This window comes from Serratia sp. OLAL2, assembly GCF_002752475.1.
Classification (GTDB): Bacteria; Pseudomonadota; Gammaproteobacteria; order Enterobacterales; family Enterobacteriaceae; genus Serratia; species Serratia bockelmannii.
Genome location: NZ_MSTL01000003.1, coordinates 131,936 through 147,524 on the forward strand (window position 1 = coordinate 131,936; position 15,589 = coordinate 147,524).

16 protein-coding genes are annotated in these 15,589 nt (G+C 57.9%); 10 read left to right on the forward strand and 6 right to left on the reverse strand.

Annotated elements, in window-relative coordinates; genetic code table 11:
* The first annotated feature begins 251 nt into the window (after positions 1-251).
* Both BVU99_RS04135 and BVU99_RS04140 read left to right on the forward strand, forming a co-directional pair.
* Entirely contained in the window at positions 252-1,169 is a 918-nt protein-coding gene (locus BVU99_RS04135) for a TIGR03571 family LLM class oxidoreductase (RefSeq protein WP_099817456.1), read from the forward strand.
* Positions 1,170-1,327: 158 nt separating this feature from the next.
* A complete protein-coding gene (locus BVU99_RS04140; RefSeq protein WP_049206127.1) occupies positions 1,328-1,759 on the forward strand; it encodes a glyoxalase/bleomycin resistance/dioxygenase family protein in 432 nt (143 codons plus the stop codon).
* A 6-nt stretch (positions 1,760-1,765) separates the two neighbouring features.
* On the opposite strand, the gene BVU99_RS04145 is transcribed toward BVU99_RS04140, so the two are convergent.
* Positions 1,766-3,310, reverse strand: a complete 1,545-nt coding sequence (locus BVU99_RS04145; RefSeq protein ID WP_025304098.1) for a BCCT family transporter — start codon at positions 3,308-3,310, stop codon at positions 1,766-1,768.
* Between the two features lie 158 nt (positions 3,311-3,468).
* Here BVU99_RS04145 and betI point away from each other — a divergent pair, with 158 nt between their 5' ends.
* On the forward strand, positions 3,469-4,065 hold the full coding sequence (gene betI, locus BVU99_RS04150; protein ID WP_025304099.1) for a transcriptional regulator BetI: 597 nt from the start codon (positions 3,469-3,471) through the stop codon (positions 4,063-4,065).
* A gap of 9 nt (positions 4,066-4,074) precedes the next feature.
* Here betI and BVU99_RS04155 read toward each other — a convergent pair whose 3' ends face one another.
* The gene (locus BVU99_RS04155) at positions 4,075-5,844 is read right to left on the reverse strand and encodes an ABC transporter ATP-binding protein/permease (protein WP_099817463.1); all 1,770 of its coding nucleotides are present in this window, start codon (positions 5,842-5,844) and stop codon (positions 4,075-4,077) included.
* Between the two features lie 181 nt (positions 5,845-6,025).
* On the opposite strand from BVU99_RS04155, the gene BVU99_RS04160 reads away from it, so the two are divergent.
* The gene (locus BVU99_RS04160; RefSeq protein ID WP_043142553.1) at positions 6,026-6,883 is read left to right on the forward strand and encodes an AraC family transcriptional regulator; all 858 of its coding nucleotides are present in this window, start codon (positions 6,026-6,028) and stop codon (positions 6,881-6,883) included.
* Between the two features lie 34 nt (positions 6,884-6,917).
* On the opposite strand, the gene actS is transcribed toward BVU99_RS04160, so the two are convergent.
* Positions 6,918-7,667 (reverse strand): amidase activator ActS, encoded by a 750-nt coding sequence (gene actS, locus BVU99_RS04165; protein ID WP_025304102.1) that lies wholly within the window; start codon positions 7,665-7,667, stop codon positions 6,918-6,920.
* Between the two features lie 188 nt (positions 7,668-7,855).
* Entirely contained in the window at positions 7,856-8,485 is a 630-nt protein-coding gene (gene ycaC, locus BVU99_RS04170; protein WP_060448426.1) for an isochorismate family cysteine hydrolase YcaC, read from the reverse strand.
* Between the two features lie 189 nt (positions 8,486-8,674).
* Here ycaC and BVU99_RS04175 point away from each other — a divergent pair, with 189 nt between their 5' ends.
* The 3 genes from BVU99_RS04175 (at position 8,675) to BVU99_RS04185 (ending at position 10,712) form a co-directional block, all read left to right on the forward strand.
* Positions 8,675-9,541 carry a LysR substrate-binding domain-containing protein gene (locus BVU99_RS04175; RefSeq protein ID WP_158523427.1) on the forward strand — a complete coding sequence of 289 codons (867 nt, stop codon included), beginning with the start codon at positions 8,675-8,677 and terminating at the stop codon, positions 9,539-9,541.
* A 127-nt stretch (positions 9,542-9,668) separates the two neighbouring features.
* On the forward strand, positions 9,669-10,238 hold the full coding sequence (locus BVU99_RS04180; protein WP_043142563.1) for an HdeD family acid-resistance protein: 570 nt from the start codon (positions 9,669-9,671) through the stop codon (positions 10,236-10,238).
* Positions 10,239-10,373: 135 nt separating this feature from the next.
* The gene (locus tag BVU99_RS04185; RefSeq protein ID WP_025304105.1) at positions 10,374-10,712 is read left to right on the forward strand and encodes a hypothetical protein; all 339 of its coding nucleotides are present in this window, start codon (positions 10,374-10,376) and stop codon (positions 10,710-10,712) included.
* A gap of 173 nt (positions 10,713-10,885) precedes the next feature.
* Here BVU99_RS04185 and BVU99_RS04190 read toward each other — a convergent pair whose 3' ends face one another.
* The gene (locus tag BVU99_RS04190) at positions 10,886-11,494 is read right to left on the reverse strand and encodes an OmpA family protein (protein WP_099817455.1); all 609 of its coding nucleotides are present in this window, start codon (positions 11,492-11,494) and stop codon (positions 10,886-10,888) included.
* 3 nt (positions 11,495-11,497) lie between these two features.
* Positions 11,498-11,974 carry a hypothetical protein gene (locus BVU99_RS04195; protein WP_004931717.1) on the reverse strand — a complete coding sequence of 159 codons (477 nt, stop codon included), beginning with the start codon at positions 11,972-11,974 and terminating at the stop codon, positions 11,498-11,500.
* Positions 11,975-12,363: 389 nt separating this feature from the next.
* On the opposite strand from BVU99_RS04195, the gene BVU99_RS04200 reads away from it, so the two are divergent.
* The 3 genes from BVU99_RS04200 (at position 12,364) to BVU99_RS04210 (ending at position 15,495) form a co-directional block, all read left to right on the forward strand.
* Positions 12,364-12,978, forward strand: coding sequence for a 2OG-Fe dioxygenase family protein (locus BVU99_RS04200; RefSeq protein ID WP_225735536.1), 615 nt, complete (start codon positions 12,364-12,366; stop codon positions 12,976-12,978).
* Positions 12,975-14,207, forward strand: a complete 1,233-nt coding sequence (locus tag BVU99_RS04205; RefSeq protein WP_089196227.1) for a cysteine desulfurase-like protein — start codon at positions 12,975-12,977, stop codon at positions 14,205-14,207. The genes BVU99_RS04200 and BVU99_RS04205 overlap by 4 nt, the downstream gene beginning before the upstream one ends.
* Before the next feature lie 295 nt (positions 14,208-14,502).
* Complete coding sequence (locus tag BVU99_RS04210) at positions 14,503-15,495, forward strand: LacI family DNA-binding transcriptional regulator (RefSeq protein ID WP_025304110.1); 993 nt, start codon at positions 14,503-14,505, stop codon at positions 15,493-15,495.
* Positions 15,496-15,589 lie beyond the last annotated feature (94 nt).

Here is a 15,589-nt window from a genome sequence, read left to right on the forward strand (position 1 = left end):
TTCATGACCGCACAACAAAATAACTCTTACGAGGGAAAGGCTATTGGCAGGGTTACATCATTTAATCTGGACAATAACAAAAGCGCAGAGCGTGACGTAAATCACGGCAATCATGCCGTATCCTGCAAAGTAATTATGCTCGCAACAGCAATTATCTATTGCGATTAGGGCTGTTTATCTCAATTAAGCGCCATGCAACACTTCGTGCCATCGTTCGACACCGCGCCGCAAGGCCAGAGACGGAGTGACACATGAGCATCGAAAAACTAACCCGGGAGCCGCTTTCCATCGGCATCGAGTTGCCGCTGGACAACGATTGGTCCACCAGCGGGCAGCTGAAACGCCAGCAGGATGGGCGACCGTTCGGCGTGCCGGACATGAGCGAACACGCTGCGCGCATCAAGCTGGCCGATGAGCTCGGCTTTCGCGCCGCCTGGGTTCGCGACGTGCCGCTGTACGATCCGGACTTCGGCGACGCCGCGCAGGTGTTTGAGACCTTTACCTACCTCGGCTACCTGTCCAGCCTGACGCGCAATATTCTGCTGGGCACCGCGGCCGTGGTGCTGCCGCTGCGCCAGCCGTGGCTGGTACGCAAAGCGGCTTCCACGCTGCAAATGCTGAGCGGCGATCGTCTGCTACTCGGCGTCGCCAGCGGCGATCGCCCTGTGGAATACCCGCTGTTCGGCGCCGATTACGCCGCGCGCGGTGAACGCTTTCGCACCAGCGTCGGCATTCTCAAAGGGGAAGCCGACAGCGCGCTCCAGCCTGGATTGCGCCTGCTGCCGGCCACGCCGCCGCCGCCGCTGCTGGTCGCCGGGCTGGCGCAACAAACGCCTGAGTGGGTGGGAAAAAATATGGATGGCTGGCTGTCGTATCCCGGCACGCCTGCGGACCACGTTTCGCGGGTCAAACTCTGGCGTAACGTGGCCGGTGACAAACCCTACGTCAGCTTTATTCATCTCGACCTCACAGATAACGCCGACGCGCCGATTCAGCGCCATCGCTTCGGCATCAAGAGCGGCCGCAATGGGTTGATTCAGGAACTGAGCGCCATGCGTGACGCCGGGGTCAACCACATCGGCCTGCATTTCCGCCGCAACCAGCGGCCGCTGGAAGAGACGATGCAGGAGATCGGCCAACTGGTGTTACCGGAATTCCATCGCGCCTGACGCCCGCTTTAGCCCGCTATTCCGACCTGAGCTGGTCTTTGCCCCGTTACCGGGGCTTTTTTATTTCCGCCGCTGCTAGTTCATAACAACTCAGTCTAATCCCTGCGGCAAAACGGCGGCATGATGACGGGGAAACGAGCCACCATGAGGAATGAGCAATGACGGCAAAACTGACAGAAGCGGGCTTTTGGCGCAAAACCGCCGACTCTTCATCGCTGCGCGAGCCGCGCGTGCTGATCCGGGTCTACGTCGACGAAGGCGAGATTGACCGCGCCATCGCGTTTTACGAGCAGCTGCACGGCGTGGAAGCGGATATGCGTTTCGACTTTCCCGAGCATCGGTTGGTGCTGGCAGCGGTAGGACCGTTTCTGATCCTGGAAGGCGCGGAAGAAAACCTGCGCCCTTTTCGCAGCACCGTCGGCACGCTGCTGGTCGATGACATTTACCCTTACCACCAGCGGCTGCTGGCGGCCGGAGCCGAGATCTTCTTCGGCCCGGTGGAAGTGCCCACCGGCGCCTGTTTCAATGCGCGCCTGCCGGACGGCACGATTGTCGAGTACGTGCATCATCGGCCGCGCGCGGACGAATAAACCGCCTCAGGGGATCGCCGGCGTCATGGCGTAACCGCGCAGATCCTTGCGCAGGCTGACCATGTACAGCACGATCACCGCCGAGAACGGCAGGCCGCACAGCACCACCGCGGTTTGCATCGCGCTGAAACTGCCGGCGTACAGCAACCCGGCGCACACCAGCGTGGTGACCGCCGCCCAGAACACTCGCAGCCAGGCCGGCGCGTCATCGTGCGCGGAACCGCCCTGGCAGGAGAGGTTAGCTATCATCAGCGTGCCGGAGTCGACCGGCGTCAGGAACAGCACAAAGCTTATCACCACCACGAAACCGGCGGTCAGCTGGGTATAGGGCAGGTATTCGAACAGCTTGAACACCGCCATCGGCGGATCGCTTTGCGCTACCTGCCCCAGGATCGCCTGCCCGCCTTCCAGCACCAGGCTGATGGCGGTATTGCCGAAGATCGACAGCCACGCCAGCGTGAACCCGAGCGGGATCAGCAACACGCCGAAGATCAGTTCACGGATGGTGCGGCCTTTGGAAATGCGTGCGATAAACAGCCCGACGAACGGCGCCCACGCCACCCACCAGGCCCAATAAAACAGCGTCCAGGCACCCTGCCATTGGCGCGCCTTGCCGTACAGATACATATCAAAGCTGCGGCTGACGAGCGAGGTCAGATAATCCCCGAGGTTCTGCAACATGCCGTTGAGCAGGTTCAGCGTCGGGCCAGCCAGAAACACGAACAGCAGCAGCAGGCACAGGAAGCCGACGTTGATGTTCGACAGCATGGCAATGCCCTTCTCGACGCCGGTGACCGCCGCCAGCGTGGCCACCACCATCATCACCACGATCAGCGCCAGCAGTACGCCGGTGCTTTGCGGGATGTCGAACAGGTAAAACAGCCCCGAGTTCACCAGCAGCGCGCCGATCCCCAGGTTGGTCACCATCGAGATAACCGTCACCAGAATGCCGAAGCTGTCCACCAGATGGCCGACGCCACCGTGGATACGCTCGCCGAAGATCGGGTACAGCGCCGAACGCAGCGCCAGCGGCAAACCGCGACAATAGGCGAAATAGGCGAGCGCGGTGGCGATCAACGCATACAGCGCCCAACCGTGCAGCCCCCAGTGTAAAAAGGTCAGCGCCATCGCCTGCCGCGCCGCCTGTACGCTGCCGCCGCTGCCTTCCGGTGGCGACAGGAAGTGATCCAGCGGCTCATAGGCGCCGTAATACACCAGCGCAATACCGATGCCCGACGAGAACAGCATCGCCACCCAGGAGGGGTAGCTGAACTGCGGCGGCTCGTCATCCTGGCTCAGGCGAATATGGCCAAAGCGCGACAGCGCCAGCCAGAACACGAACGCCATGCAGGCGACCATCAGCAGCATGTAATACCAGCCGAACACATCGGCCACCCAGCTTTGCGCGACATTCAACCACTGTTTGCTGGCGGCGGGAAACAGCACAATCAGCGATCCCAGCAGCAGGATCACTGCCGCTGAACCGAAAAATACCGGGACATTTAATCTGACAGGTTCTTCGTCAAGCGATGGGGGAGTTTTCATTGTCATTGGCAGGCTTCCATGATGCGAAAGACAGACGATTTAAATGCAACCTTCAGTTAACATCTTATCGTCATTTATTTGACATTTTCGCAGCATATAGAGTATTGATTGACCGTTCAATCAATCAAATTCAAAGTGTGATTTGCCTATCAGTTGGGGAAAATATGTACCGCAGAGACATTCCTGAGCAGCGCAAGGAGCAGCTGATTAACGCCGCCTTCGAAACCATCAGCGTGGTGGGGCTGGCCGGCGTCACCCTCTCTCAGGTGGCGAAAGAGGCCGGGCTGTCGACCGGCATCGTCAGCCACTATTTTGGCGATAAAGAAGGATTGTTGAGCGCGACCATGCGCAAGATCCTGCGCGATCTGCGCGACGCGGTGGCCGAGTGCCGCGCTCAGGCGGCAAGCGACAGCCAGTCGCAGCTGTGCGCCATCATTCAGGGCAACTTCCACCCCAGCCAAACCAACGCTATTTCCATGCGCGCCTGGCTCGACTTCTGGGCCGCCAGCATGCACCAGCCGGTGCTGCGCCGCCTACAGCGCGCCAACGATCGGCGGCTCTATTCCAATATTTGCAGCCAGTTCCGCCGCGAGCTGCCGCTGCAGCAGGCGCGCGACGCGGCGCGCGGGCTGGCGGCGATGATCGATGGGCTTTGGCTGCGCGGTAGCCTGGCCGGGGATGACACCGATCTGCAGCAGGATTACCGCATCGCCTGCGACTACGTGATACAACGGCTCAGGGCCGCGCCATCGGCGGAGTGAACGGCAGCGTCAGCGCGGTTCCTGCTCTTCGCTGTACTGGGTTTGCCACATGGCAGCGTAGCGGCCGTTCGCCGCCAACAGCGCCTCATGCCCCCCGCGCTCGACGATCTCCCCCGCCTCCAGCACGATGATCTCATCGGCATCCACCACGGTGGAGAGCCGGTGGGCGATCACCAGCGTGGTGTGGTTGCGGCTCACCTCGCGCAGATGCCCCTGGATTTCGCGCTCGGTCTGGGTATCCAGCGCGCTGGTCGCCTCGTCGAACACCAGGATGGCCGGATTTTTCAGGATGGTGCGCGCGATCGCCACCCGCTGCTTTTCACCGCCCGACAGCTTCAGCCCGCGCTCGCCCACCCGGGTGTCGTAACCGTCTGGCAGACCGACGATAAAATCATGGATATGCGCCAGCCGCGCCGCCCGCTCGATGTCTTCATCGCTGGAGCCGGTTTTGCCGTAACCGATGTTATAGCGCAGCGTATCGTTGAACAACACCGTATCCTGCGGCACGATGCCGATCGCCTGCCGCAGGCTGGCCTGCGTCAGTTGGCGAATGTCCTGGCCGTCGAGGGTAATGGCGCCGCCCTGCACGTCGTAGAAGCGGAACAGCAGGCGCGACAGCGTGGACTTGCCCGCGCCGGAGGCGCCGACCACCGCCACCGTGTGGCCTGCCGGAATGGTAAAACTCACCTGCTTGAGGATCGGCCGGCGCGTGTCGTAACCGAAGCTGACCGCGTCGAACCGCACTTCGCCGCGGTCGAGGCGCAGCGGCTGCGCATCCGGGCTATCGACGATCTCACGCTTTTCCTGCAGCAGATCGAACATGTTCTCCATGTCGATCAGCGCCTGGCGCACCTCCGAGTAGATAAAGCCGAAGAAGTTCAGCGGCTGGTACAGCTGCAACAGGTAGGCGTTGACCAGCACGAAGTCGCCGACCGTCATCGTCCCCTGCGTAATGCCCTGCGCCGCCATGGCCATCATCACGATCAGCCCGATCGAGATAATGGCGGTTTGCCCCAGGTTGATCGCGGTAAAACTGAATTGGTTCTTGATGGCGGCGTATTCGTACAGCCGGCGCGACAGATCGAAGCGCTCAGCCTCGAACGCTTCATTGCCGAAGTACTTCACGGTCTCATAGTTCAGCAGGCTGTCGATGGATTTGCTGTTGGCGTCGGCGTTGGCCTTGTTGAGCTCGCGGCGAAAGCGGGTGCGCCAGCTCACCGCCAGCACGGTGAACAGGATGTAGCAGCCGACCGTGGTCAGGATCGCCAACGCGAACCAGCCGTTCAGCATATGCCACATGATCGCCGTGACCAGCGTCAGCTCGAACAGGATCGGCACGATGGAGAACAACAATCGCGACAGCACCGTGGACACCGCCTGGGTGCCGCGCTCGATAGACAGCGACAGCCCGCCGGTCTGGCGCTCCAGATGAAAGCGCAGGCTCAGCGCATGCAGCTGGCGAAACACCCGCACGCCCAACAGGCGCGTGGCGTTCTGGCTGACGTGGATAAACATCACGTTGCGCAGCTCCTCAAACAGCGCACCGCCCACCCGCGCCACGCCGTAGGCGATAATCAGCCCCAGCGGCACCGCCAGCATTTTCGCCGTCTCGCCGCTCAGCGCATCGACCATCGCTTTGTAGGCCAGCGGCACCAGCGTGGTGCTGACCTTGGCCGCCACCATAAACACGAAGGCCACCACCAGATACCCCCGCAGCCGCGGGTTGTCTTTCGGCCACAGGTAGGGCAGTAGGAATTTCAGCAAACGGGAACGGTCCATCATGTAATATTCATCTTCTCGGTCGGGCTCGCGGCGCATGGCCGCGCGGGGGTTATGAGTTTGGCCTGGCCGGCGGCGAACGCCGCAGCCATTCCGTTTTCCTGCGGTGGCAACTCAGCATCATCCGTCAGGAGAAGCAGCAGCGACTCGGGCAAAGTTCAGGCATGGAGGAGACAATCACATGACCCAGACGTATGCAAAGCGCTTTGCGCAGGTCTTTGACTATATCGACCGCCACCTGGACGAGGCGCTTACCGTCGACACGCTGAGCGAAGTGGCCCATTTTTCGCGCTTTCACTTTCAACGCCAGTTTAGCGCGTATTGCGGCATCTCGGTGTGGCGTTATATCCAGTGGATGAGGCTTAAACGCGCCTCTTACCGCCTGGCGTATAACCCGCTGGAGCCGGTGATTGACATCGCGCTGGACGCCGGTTTTCAAAACCCGGAGTCCTTCAGCCGCGCCTTCAAACAGGCGTTCAGCCAAACGCCGAGCCAGTTTCGCAAACAGCCGGCCTGGATCGATTGGCAGCAGCGCTTTCCCGAACCGAAACACAAAAGGAAACAACCCATGAAGGTAGACATTGTCGATTTCCCGGCCACGCCAGTGGCGATGATCGAACATAGCGGCCCGCCCGCGCTGGTCAACGAAACCGCCGCACGCTTTATCGAGTGGCGCAAAACCAGCGGCCTGTCGCCGGTCAGAAGCAGCCGCACTTACGGCATCGCACCGCACGATCCGGCCACCACCGACGCGCAAGACTTCCACTTCTTCATTTGCGGCGAGGTCACTGCACCGATCCCGGAGGACAACGCCTCTGGCGTGGTGAACGGCACGCTGCCGGCCGGACGCTGCGCGGTGCTGCGCCATCACGGCTCGCTGGATGGGCTCTCGGAAAGTGCCCACTATCTGTACCGCGAGTGGTTGCCGGCCAGCGGCGAGGAGCTGCGTGACTTTCCGCTCTATTTCCACTACCACAACTTCGTGCACGAGGTGGCGGAATATGAACTGGTGACCGATCTTTATCTGCCACTGAAATAGCTGACATCCGGCCCCGTAAGGAGCCGGATTAATGTTAACAGGACGGCGACGATCCCTGCGGCGGCAGATAGCGCTGTGGATCGAGCGCGGTGGCGCGGTAGCGGATCTGGAAATGCAGGAACACCGAATCGGTGCCGGTGCTGCCCATGGTGCCAATCTTCTGCCCCGCTTTCACATCCTGGCCGTTGCGCACCAGCGTGGTGTCGTTGTGCGCGTAGGCGGTAATAAAGTCTTCACCGTGCTTAATCATGATCAGGTTGCCGTAGCCGCGCAGTTGGTTGCCGACGTACACCACTTTGCCCTTGGCGGAAGCATAGATCGGCTGGCCGCGCTTACCGGCGATGTCGATGCCCTTGTTGCCGCCATCGGCATTGGAGTACGCCTGCACGATCCGGCCGCTGGTCGGCCAGCGCCAGCAACGTGCGGCGCCCGGCGGCGGCGTTTGCTTGGCGATCGCGGAGGAAGACGTTTTACGGCGCGTGGCGGCGGTTTTGGTCGGCGCGCTGCCGCTCAGCCGCAGCTTTTGCCCCACTTCCAGGCTATAAGGCGGGCGTATCTTGTTGATTCTGGCCAGATCGCTGACTTCGCTGTCGGTGATCCAGGCGATGTAGTACAGCGTATCGCCCCGTTTGACGGTGTAAGACTTGCCGGTGTAGCTGCCCTTCGGCAGTTTGTCGTAGTCACGGTTGTAGGTATTTTTACCCGAACACCCGGCCAACAATAGCCCCAATGTCAGACACACCGCGATGCGGCGCCACCTCGCCAGCTTGCTTCCTGTGCTCAAATCCTGTCCCCAATCGTCTTTTCGGTTCTGATACGCGTCAGCCGCACAGTGTAACATTTGCGCCGGGTCAGTCAAAAAGCGGGAAAGAGGCAACTATCGGAAAACAACTGGCACGGAGGCCGCTGCGGCACGATCGGCGGGAGGAAAAATGGCGCCATAAGGCGCCAAATCATGCAGCGATGCCGGGGTTACTGTTTACCTGAGGTCAGCAAACTGAAGCTGGTCATCAGATTGCGATAGTCAGGGATATGTTGAGAGAACAGGTTCCCCAACCCTTCGATATCATTTCGCCAATCGCGGTGCAATTCGCACGCCGCGCCAAACCAACTCATCAGCTGCGCGCCGGCCTGGGACATGCGATCCCAAGCCGCATCGCGCGTAATCGCATTGAACGTGCCGGATGCGTCGGTGATGACGAAAACCTCATACCCCTCTTCCAACGCAGAGAGCGCAGGAAACGCCACGCAAACCTCGGTCACCACGCCGGCGATGATCAGTTGTTTCTTGCCCGTGGCCTTTACCGCCTTGACGAAATCTTCATTATCCCAGGCATTGATATTGCCGGGACGAGCAATATAGGGGGCGTCAGGGAACGTTTGCTTTAGCTCTGGCACCAAAGGGCCGTTCGGTCCGTTTTCAAAACTCGTGGTCAGTATCGTCGGTAAATTGAAGTATTTAGCCAGATCGGCCAGCGCCAAAACATTATTTTTGAATTTATCCGGATCCTGATCTCTAACCAGGGACAGTAGCCCCGTCTGATGATCGACTAATAACACGGCGGCCTGTGCCTTATCTAATCGGCTATATTTAAAAGTCATTCCCTTCTCCTTTATCATCAAAATCATCAAATTCCGATCGCCCCATGCATTCCAAGCATGTAGCATGCTTTCAAACGCTCCGACATCAGGCTAGCAATGAACCAGCCGGGTAAATAGAACGATTATTGGGAATGAGTATCTCACCACTGGGAAGGTCAACTTTATATGATAGATTTCAATGAGATGGTTATGTTTGCCAGAGTAGTTGAATGCGGTGGATTTCTTTCCGCCAGTAAGAAGTTTGGTATACCCAAATCGACGCTATCAAGACGAATATCCAATTTGGAAAAAAGGCTCAATGTCAGACTTATTCAGCGTTCAACGCGAAACCTCATGGTCACCGATATAGGAAAAGAATATTATCAGTACTGCCTGCAGATGATTAGCACCGCAGAGAAAGCGGAATGCCTCATTATTAACAAAAGCGAAAAACCCACTGGAAAAATAAAACTAACCTGCTCAAACATTCTCCTGGATCTTGGCCTAACGGAAGTCCTGGCGAAATTCATGCTGCAATACCCCAAGGTCAATTTGCATGTGAAAATATTTAATCGCAACGTGGATATTATTTCTGAAGGGTATGACCTCTCATTAAAACTCATCGCCGATGAGCCCAAAAACAGCAACTTGGTGATGCGTCGAATTTGCGCTGTGCCCACCGCATTTATGGTCGCCCCCTCTGCAACTATTCAGTACCAAAGTATCAATACGCCCGAAGATCTCTCCAGTTTGCCAACGGTCGGGTGGTTATCGACCCATCTTCAGGCCGCCTGGACGTTTCAACAAGCCGATCGCGAAGTCAAAATAAACAACGAGTCGCGCATGGTGTGCGATGACATTCGCCTGATCAAGGAATCGATCGTAAAAGGCGTCGGTGTTGGCTGCCTGCCGCTGAAATTAGCCCGCCAGGAACTGCTCGACGGCAGCCTGAAAACGCTGCTCGACGACTGGACATTGGAACAACACAAGATTGTCGCGTTTTACCCTTCCAGACAAGGACTCCCCCCTTCGGTAAGAGCGCTGATTGATTTCATCGTTGATGAACTGGCCGAATAACACGCCGCTACCAAGCATAAACGCCACGCCGGATTTACCGCAGTGATTAAAAAGTGACTACTATAATAGAGCACTCGGAAAAATAGAGTGCCCCCGAGGATCGCAACAAAGAGAATGGAGCTGTAACATGCTAAACCTTGATCGCAATAATCTGCCCCTCCTGAGCGAAGAACTGCTCAAAAAGCAACGCACCACCCTGCTGATCATCGCCTTCCTGCTGCTGGCGGGCGGTATAGTGTGCCTGGTTAATCCTTTCGCCTCCGGCGCGGCGCTGAGCATCGTGGTCGGCGTCCTGCTGCTGTTGAGCGGCGCCGGGCTGATTATCGCCATGATCGCCAACCGAGCGCAGAATACTTGGCCGATGATCGGCGGCATTCTGCTGGGTGTGGCCTACCTGATTATCGGCTATGTGTTCATCACCAGCCCGCTGGCGGGCATTCTGGCGCTGGCAGTGTACCTCGCCGTGCTGTTCGCGCTCGGCGGCATCGCCCGCCTGGCGGCTGGCTATATGCGCCGCGGATTGCCGGGCAACTGGCTGCAGTTCGTTATCGGCGTGCTCGATTTGATCATCGCCTGGATGCTGATCGGTTCAGGCCCGGCGGCGTCGGTCACGCTGGTGACGGCGATCGTCGGCATCGAGATGCTGGTCAGTTCCTTTGCGCTGTTCCAGGCGGCGAATCTGTTTAAACGCGCCTGACTCTACCGGCCCGCCATCGCGGGCCTCATCGCTTTCGTTGCTTCTAGACAAAACAAGGCGATACCCCCTCGGCTTGTCCGTGGTTATCTTCATCGGTAAGTGCCAATATAGGCGCAGACAAGGGAGCTGAAACCGATGACAACCCATTCCAACCCGTTGAACTCGCGGGAAGTCTGCCTGCAATTACGCCATTTCAATCAGGTAATCGGGCAACAATGCCGCAATATGGCGCGCCAAAAAACCACCTGCCCGTGCTGCCTGACGGACATCGCCACCGGCTGCGACGCCGGTATCAAACTGTGTGGACAGCAGTTGGCCAAACCCAACCCGCAAACCCCGTTATTCCGGCAGATTCGCAACTTGCTGCTCGATCTGCGCGCAGAAGCGATAGGAGTTCACAGAATAGACGTCCTGAACCGCACCAATAACGAAATCTCCTGGCTGTTGCGCGAGCTGTATTTCGAGACGTTCTGACCCCGCATTTTGTCGGGGTCGCTAAAGCGAAAGCCGAAAGTGGGATACAGGCTTTTGGCGACGCGATTATGTTCATCAATCATTAACGTCACCGGCTCCACGCCCTACAAGCAGTCAGCAGGAGAGCCCGTTTAAAAGCGGCTCTGGCAAAAGAAACGTCCACCGACGCGGGGTTAACCGGCGGCAACGGTTTTCGGCAACACGAAGTCAACCCGCCGATTCTTGGCCCGGCCCGTCGGCGTGTCGTTGGAAGCCACCGGTTCAGCCTCCCCTTTTCCCCGTTCACTCAGACGAGATTTTTCTACCCCATGTGCGATCAGCCAAACAGCCACCGCACGTGCGCGTCGCAGCGACAGATCCTGATTATATTTATCGCTGCCCACCGCATCGGTGTGTCCCTCGATCACCACGTTCCCTACCGGTTCGGCCGCGATAAATTGCGCCACCTGTTGCAGCGCAGGCTCCGCTTTAGCAGCAATCGCATCGCTGTCGAAGGCGAACAGGACATCGCTGCGCATCGATAACGTTACGGCATTTTTGCTGTCTCTGACGGAAATGTCGGCGGATTGTTTAGCCAAATCCGCTGCCTTACTCTGCAGATCAAGGACGCCGGCATTCAGCCCCGAAGGCAAACCAACCAAACCCAGCCGGGTGGCCTTAAGATCGAGTATCACCGGTTTCCCCACGGATGCCGGCTCTCCGCTGTCAGCCCATGAACCCAATGACACCAACCCAAAGGCTAATATCCCACCCACACAGGCGGCTTTCCTGAGGCCGTTCATCGCTCAACGATCCGTAATGGCTATCGGCCCGAGCGGCTCGACGTTGGCGATCGTCAGGTACACCTCTTTCACATCAGGTGGAGGCGCAGGGAAGCTGCCAAACCAGGTGGCGACATAGGGAATGCCTGAACTTGAGCTGAATGACACGCTGGGAGAGGCCAGTGGGACATTATTGCTATCGGTAAGCAGCAGGTATTTTTTATTACCCACCAGAATATAGAAGGATTTCTCAAGGCTGCTTTTATCCAGACTGCTATACAAGCCTTGTCCATTAAGGTTGTCTTTCAACCCTTTGAAACGCACTTTGATGGTCAGGATTTCACCGTGGCGCACGGCCTCGGTCACTTGCGCTTCGGCTACGCCGCTGCTGACGATCCCGGTAGCCAACGGTGTCACGGGGGGATCTTCCGCGAAGGCCATGCCGGGGAACATTATCGACGCAAACAGGCAGGAAATGACGAATTTTCTGACATGCTGCATGATCGGAGTCCTTATTCAGGGGGAATTGAAGATTGTTCTTTCAACAACCAGGCAATGCCACTGCGGTCACTCTGTCCCGGAATTATAGTAAAGCACCTCATATTCATGAGAGTTATCCCTGAAAGCGTAACCTTGGTCACGTTATGCTTGCGCATGAATTCTCCCCCCGTTAGCGCTTATTTTGCTGAATGACCCGCTTCATACCGGCATTCCCTTTCGCTCATCCTCTCTACTGTTCACCCCACTTTACGACCGCCGTCACACCTCGCCACCGCCAAATTGCGTTGGTTATAGAGTCGTCTACAATTCAATCGAATTACCCCCTACAACATCAGAAATTATTATTATTAGAGGTGATTATGTTACAGAAACACGAAAACGTAATAAGTATGACTGTACTAAGCCCGCAAGCCACCCAACAGCTGATGCCATCGTTTTCCTCCTTGCCCCACACGCAACACGCCGACGGAAAATATCGCCTGCGCCGTTACTCGGTCGTCAAATACCTCAACCCCAACGTCGCCGAAGTGGGGCCGCGCACTTTCATGCAGTCGGATCAGATCAACCACTTTCAGGGCAACGTGGTGCGCCGCTTCGAACCTATCGACAGCGCCGTGTTGCAGAGCGCCGGCATGGCAGAGATGTGCAACCTGTTTGCAGAAAGCAACGAACTGCCGGAAGGCGCCGAGATAGAGATCCACCAGATGCGCGTGGTCGCCATCGAGAAAGACACCCAGGTGGCGCCGGAAGGCATTCACCAGGACGGTTTCGACCACATCGCGATGATCGCCATTCACCGGCACAACATCGTCGGCGGTGAAATCATGCTGTATGACGACAGCCACCACGATCCTTTCTTTAAAAAAGCGCTGGCGGACGGCGAAGCCGTGCTGCTGGCGGACAGCAAACTGTGGCACAACGCCACGCCGATCAACGCCGTGAGCCCAACAGAAGAAGGCCATTTGGACCTCTTCGTCCTCACCGCACGGGGAGAGAAAGCATGACCTTTACTCCCGAGCTCGCCCGCCGCCAGTTCAGCGCCCTGTCCCAGCTAATCGACGGCAAACCGGCGATCTTTTTCGACGGCCCCGGCGGTGCGCAGGTTTCACGGGGCGTGCTGGAAAAAATGACGGATTACCTGGGGGCATACAACGCCAACCTGGGCGGCCACTACTTCTCCAGCCGAGTCACCGGCGAGGTGATGGGCCAGGCGCGGGAATCGGTGCGCGCCTTGTTAAATGCCCCGTCGGCCGACACCATCGTCTTCGGCATGAACATGACCACGCTGACTTTTCATCTCAGCCGCATCATCAGCCGCGACTGGCAGGCCGGCGATGAGGTCATCGTCACCGCGCTGGATCACTACGCCAACGTCTCCAGCTGGCAGCAGGCCGCTGCCGACAGAGGGGCCGTGGTGCATCAGATACCGCTCGAGAGCGCCGACTGCGCATTGGATGCCGCGAAAGTGTGTGAGCGCATCAATGCCAACACCCGCCTGGTGGCGGTCAGCTACGCCTCCAACGTCACCGGCAGCATTGTCGATATCAAAACCATCGTCGAAGCCGCGCATCGGGTCGGTGCGCAGGTGTATGTCGACGCCGTTCATTACGCCCCGCATAACCTGATCGACGTACAGGCGCTGGGCTGTGATTTCCTGGTGTGCTCCGCCTACAAGTTCTTTGGCCCGCACGTCGGCATGGCCTACATCGCGCCGCAGTGGCTGCAGCGCCTGCGTCCGTACAAAGTCGAGCCGGCCACCGACGTCGGCCCCGGCCGTTTCGAGACCGGTACTCAGAGTTTCGAAGCGCTGGCCGGCGTCGCGGCCGCTGTCGAATATCTGGCGCAGTGGGGGACGCCGGGCGCGCCGTTAAGGCAGCGTTTGCAGGAGAGCTTCGCCGCCTACCACCAGCATGAAGAGGCGCTGTGCCGCCACTTCCTGCAACGGCTGCAGCAGCTCGACGGGGTGCGGCTTTATGGCAATCCCCAGGCGGACAGCGCGCGCCGCACACCGACCTTCGCCCTGACCTTCAGCGGCCATACGCCTGACGCAATCGCCCGCCGCCTCGGGCAGCACAACATCTGCGCCGGCAGCGGGCATTTCTATGCGTTGGGCTTGGTGCAACAGCTGGGGTTGCAGGACGGCGGCGTGCTGCGCATCGGCATGATGCACTACAACACTCAAGGCGAGATCGATACGCTGTTCAACGTGATCGCCGAAGATATTCTCAGTTAACCCGGCCACATCGCCCGCTCACCTTATTGAGCGGGTTGAGCGGACGAAAAGGAATCAAACTGCCCGCCTTTTCTTCCATGAGAGTCCACGGCACGCTGATGCGTGCCTTTCTTTCACTCCGTTACGAAATGCGGGGATAATGAACATACTCATGCTGGAACGGCAAAAGAAGCCGGGATCGGCGCATCGTGCGGTTGTCACCGGATACGCCGGAGGTAGCGCATTGCACGCATTCTCTTTTGACTCAGCAGTGGGCATAATGACAAACACGGTCTGGGTCAGATGAGTATGAATGGTGAAGTCGCAGCGAATTACGTTAAATGACATTGCTGTACTGGCGGGTGTAACCAAAATGACGGTCAGTCGCTATCTGCGCACGCCGGACAGGGTTAAACCGGAAACAGCTGCGCGCATTGCCGCCGTTATCGAGGAAGTCGGCTATCAGGCCGATCCCGACAATCCCGCCCTCTATTCCAATAGCCCTCCCCTCATCGGCGTTCTGGTTCCTTCTTTTAACAATCTGATATTTGCTGATGTCCTCGCCGGCATTGAATCCGTGACGTCTATACAGGGTTATCAGACGCTGGTCGTCAATTATGACTACAACAGCAAACGCGAAGAGGAGCAAATTGCCGCGATCCTGGCTTTTAAGATAAAAGGGCTGCTGCTGACCGAGTCGGTCCATAGTTTGCGGGCGGAAAAATTCCTGAAGACGGCAAAAATACCCGTTGCTGAAATCATGGGGCTGTCAGGCAATACAGATCGAATTAACGTGGGTTTTGATAATGTGAAAGCCGGCTACGATATGACCACCATGCTGCTGGCCAGCGGTAAAAAACGCATTATCTATTTTGGTTCAATGTCTGATATCCGCGATGAACAGCGTTATACGGGATACTGTCAGGCAATGGCTAACCATGATTTACCTACCGGTCGTATCTCCCCCAATAAGATCTCTTCCATTTCGATTGGAACAGGGATGATGACGCTTGCGAGCCAGATGTATCCGGATATGGACGGTATTCTCTGTACCAACGACGATCTGGCCGTGGGCGTGTTACAGGAATGTCTGGCAAACGGTATCAGCGTGCCAGCGCAAATGGCCATTGCCGGATTTCACGGTCTTGAGATCGGGCAGATCATTACTCCTCGGTTAGCCAGCGTACTGACGCCACGGTATGAGATGGGGAAAGTGGCGACAGAAATCATAATAAAAAAAATTAAAGGGCTGCCGACCATTGAACGTGTCGATCTCCACTTCCGCCTGTCAATGGGGGAGACAATATAGCTTGCCCCTGCCAGTGACTTTATCATTGGCCATCACTGCCCGCTTCGCCAGAAGACCATCTCTCGTTATCCCGGCCAGAGATTCGGCCAGATGG

Bases quoted from the DNA above. Each gene is read 5' to 3' on its own strand.
- BVU99_RS04135 (WP_099817456.1), top strand. From the start codon at position 252: ATGAGCATCGAAAAACTAACCCGGGAGCCGCTTTCCATCGGCATCGAG.
- BVU99_RS04140 (WP_049206127.1), top strand. From the start codon at position 1,328: ATGACGGCAAAACTGACAGAAGCGGGCTTTTGGCGCAAAACCGCCGAC.
- BVU99_RS04145 (WP_025304098.1), bottom strand. From the start codon at position 3,310: ATGACAATGAAAACTCCCCCATCGCTTGACGAAGAACCTGTCAGATTA.
- betI (WP_025304099.1), top strand. From the start codon at position 3,469: ATGTACCGCAGAGACATTCCTGAGCAGCGCAAGGAGCAGCTGATTAAC.
- BVU99_RS04155 (WP_099817463.1), bottom strand. From the start codon at position 5,844: ATGGACCGTTCCCGTTTGCTGAAATTCCTACTGCCCTACCTGTGGCCG.
- BVU99_RS04160 (WP_043142553.1), top strand. From the start codon at position 6,026: ATGACCCAGACGTATGCAAAGCGCTTTGCGCAGGTCTTTGACTATATC.
- ycaC (WP_060448426.1), bottom strand. From the start codon at position 8,485: ATGACTTTTAAATATAGCCGATTAGATAAGGCACAGGCCGCCGTGTTA.
- BVU99_RS04175 (WP_158523427.1), top strand. From the start codon at position 8,675: ATGTTTGCCAGAGTAGTTGAATGCGGTGGATTTCTTTCCGCCAGTAAG.
- BVU99_RS04180 (WP_043142563.1), top strand. From the start codon at position 9,669: ATGCTAAACCTTGATCGCAATAATCTGCCCCTCCTGAGCGAAGAACTG.
- BVU99_RS04185 (WP_025304105.1), top strand. From the start codon at position 10,374: ATGACAACCCATTCCAACCCGTTGAACTCGCGGGAAGTCTGCCTGCAA.
- BVU99_RS04190 (WP_099817455.1), bottom strand. From the start codon at position 11,494: ATGAACGGCCTCAGGAAAGCCGCCTGTGTGGGTGGGATATTAGCCTTT.
- BVU99_RS04195 (WP_004931717.1), bottom strand. From the start codon at position 11,974: ATGCAGCATGTCAGAAAATTCGTCATTTCCTGCCTGTTTGCGTCGATA.
- BVU99_RS04200 (WP_225735536.1), top strand. From the start codon at position 12,364: ATGACTGTACTAAGCCCGCAAGCCACCCAACAGCTGATGCCATCGTTT.
- BVU99_RS04205 (WP_089196227.1), top strand. From the start codon at position 12,975: ATGACCTTTACTCCCGAGCTCGCCCGCCGCCAGTTCAGCGCCCTGTCC.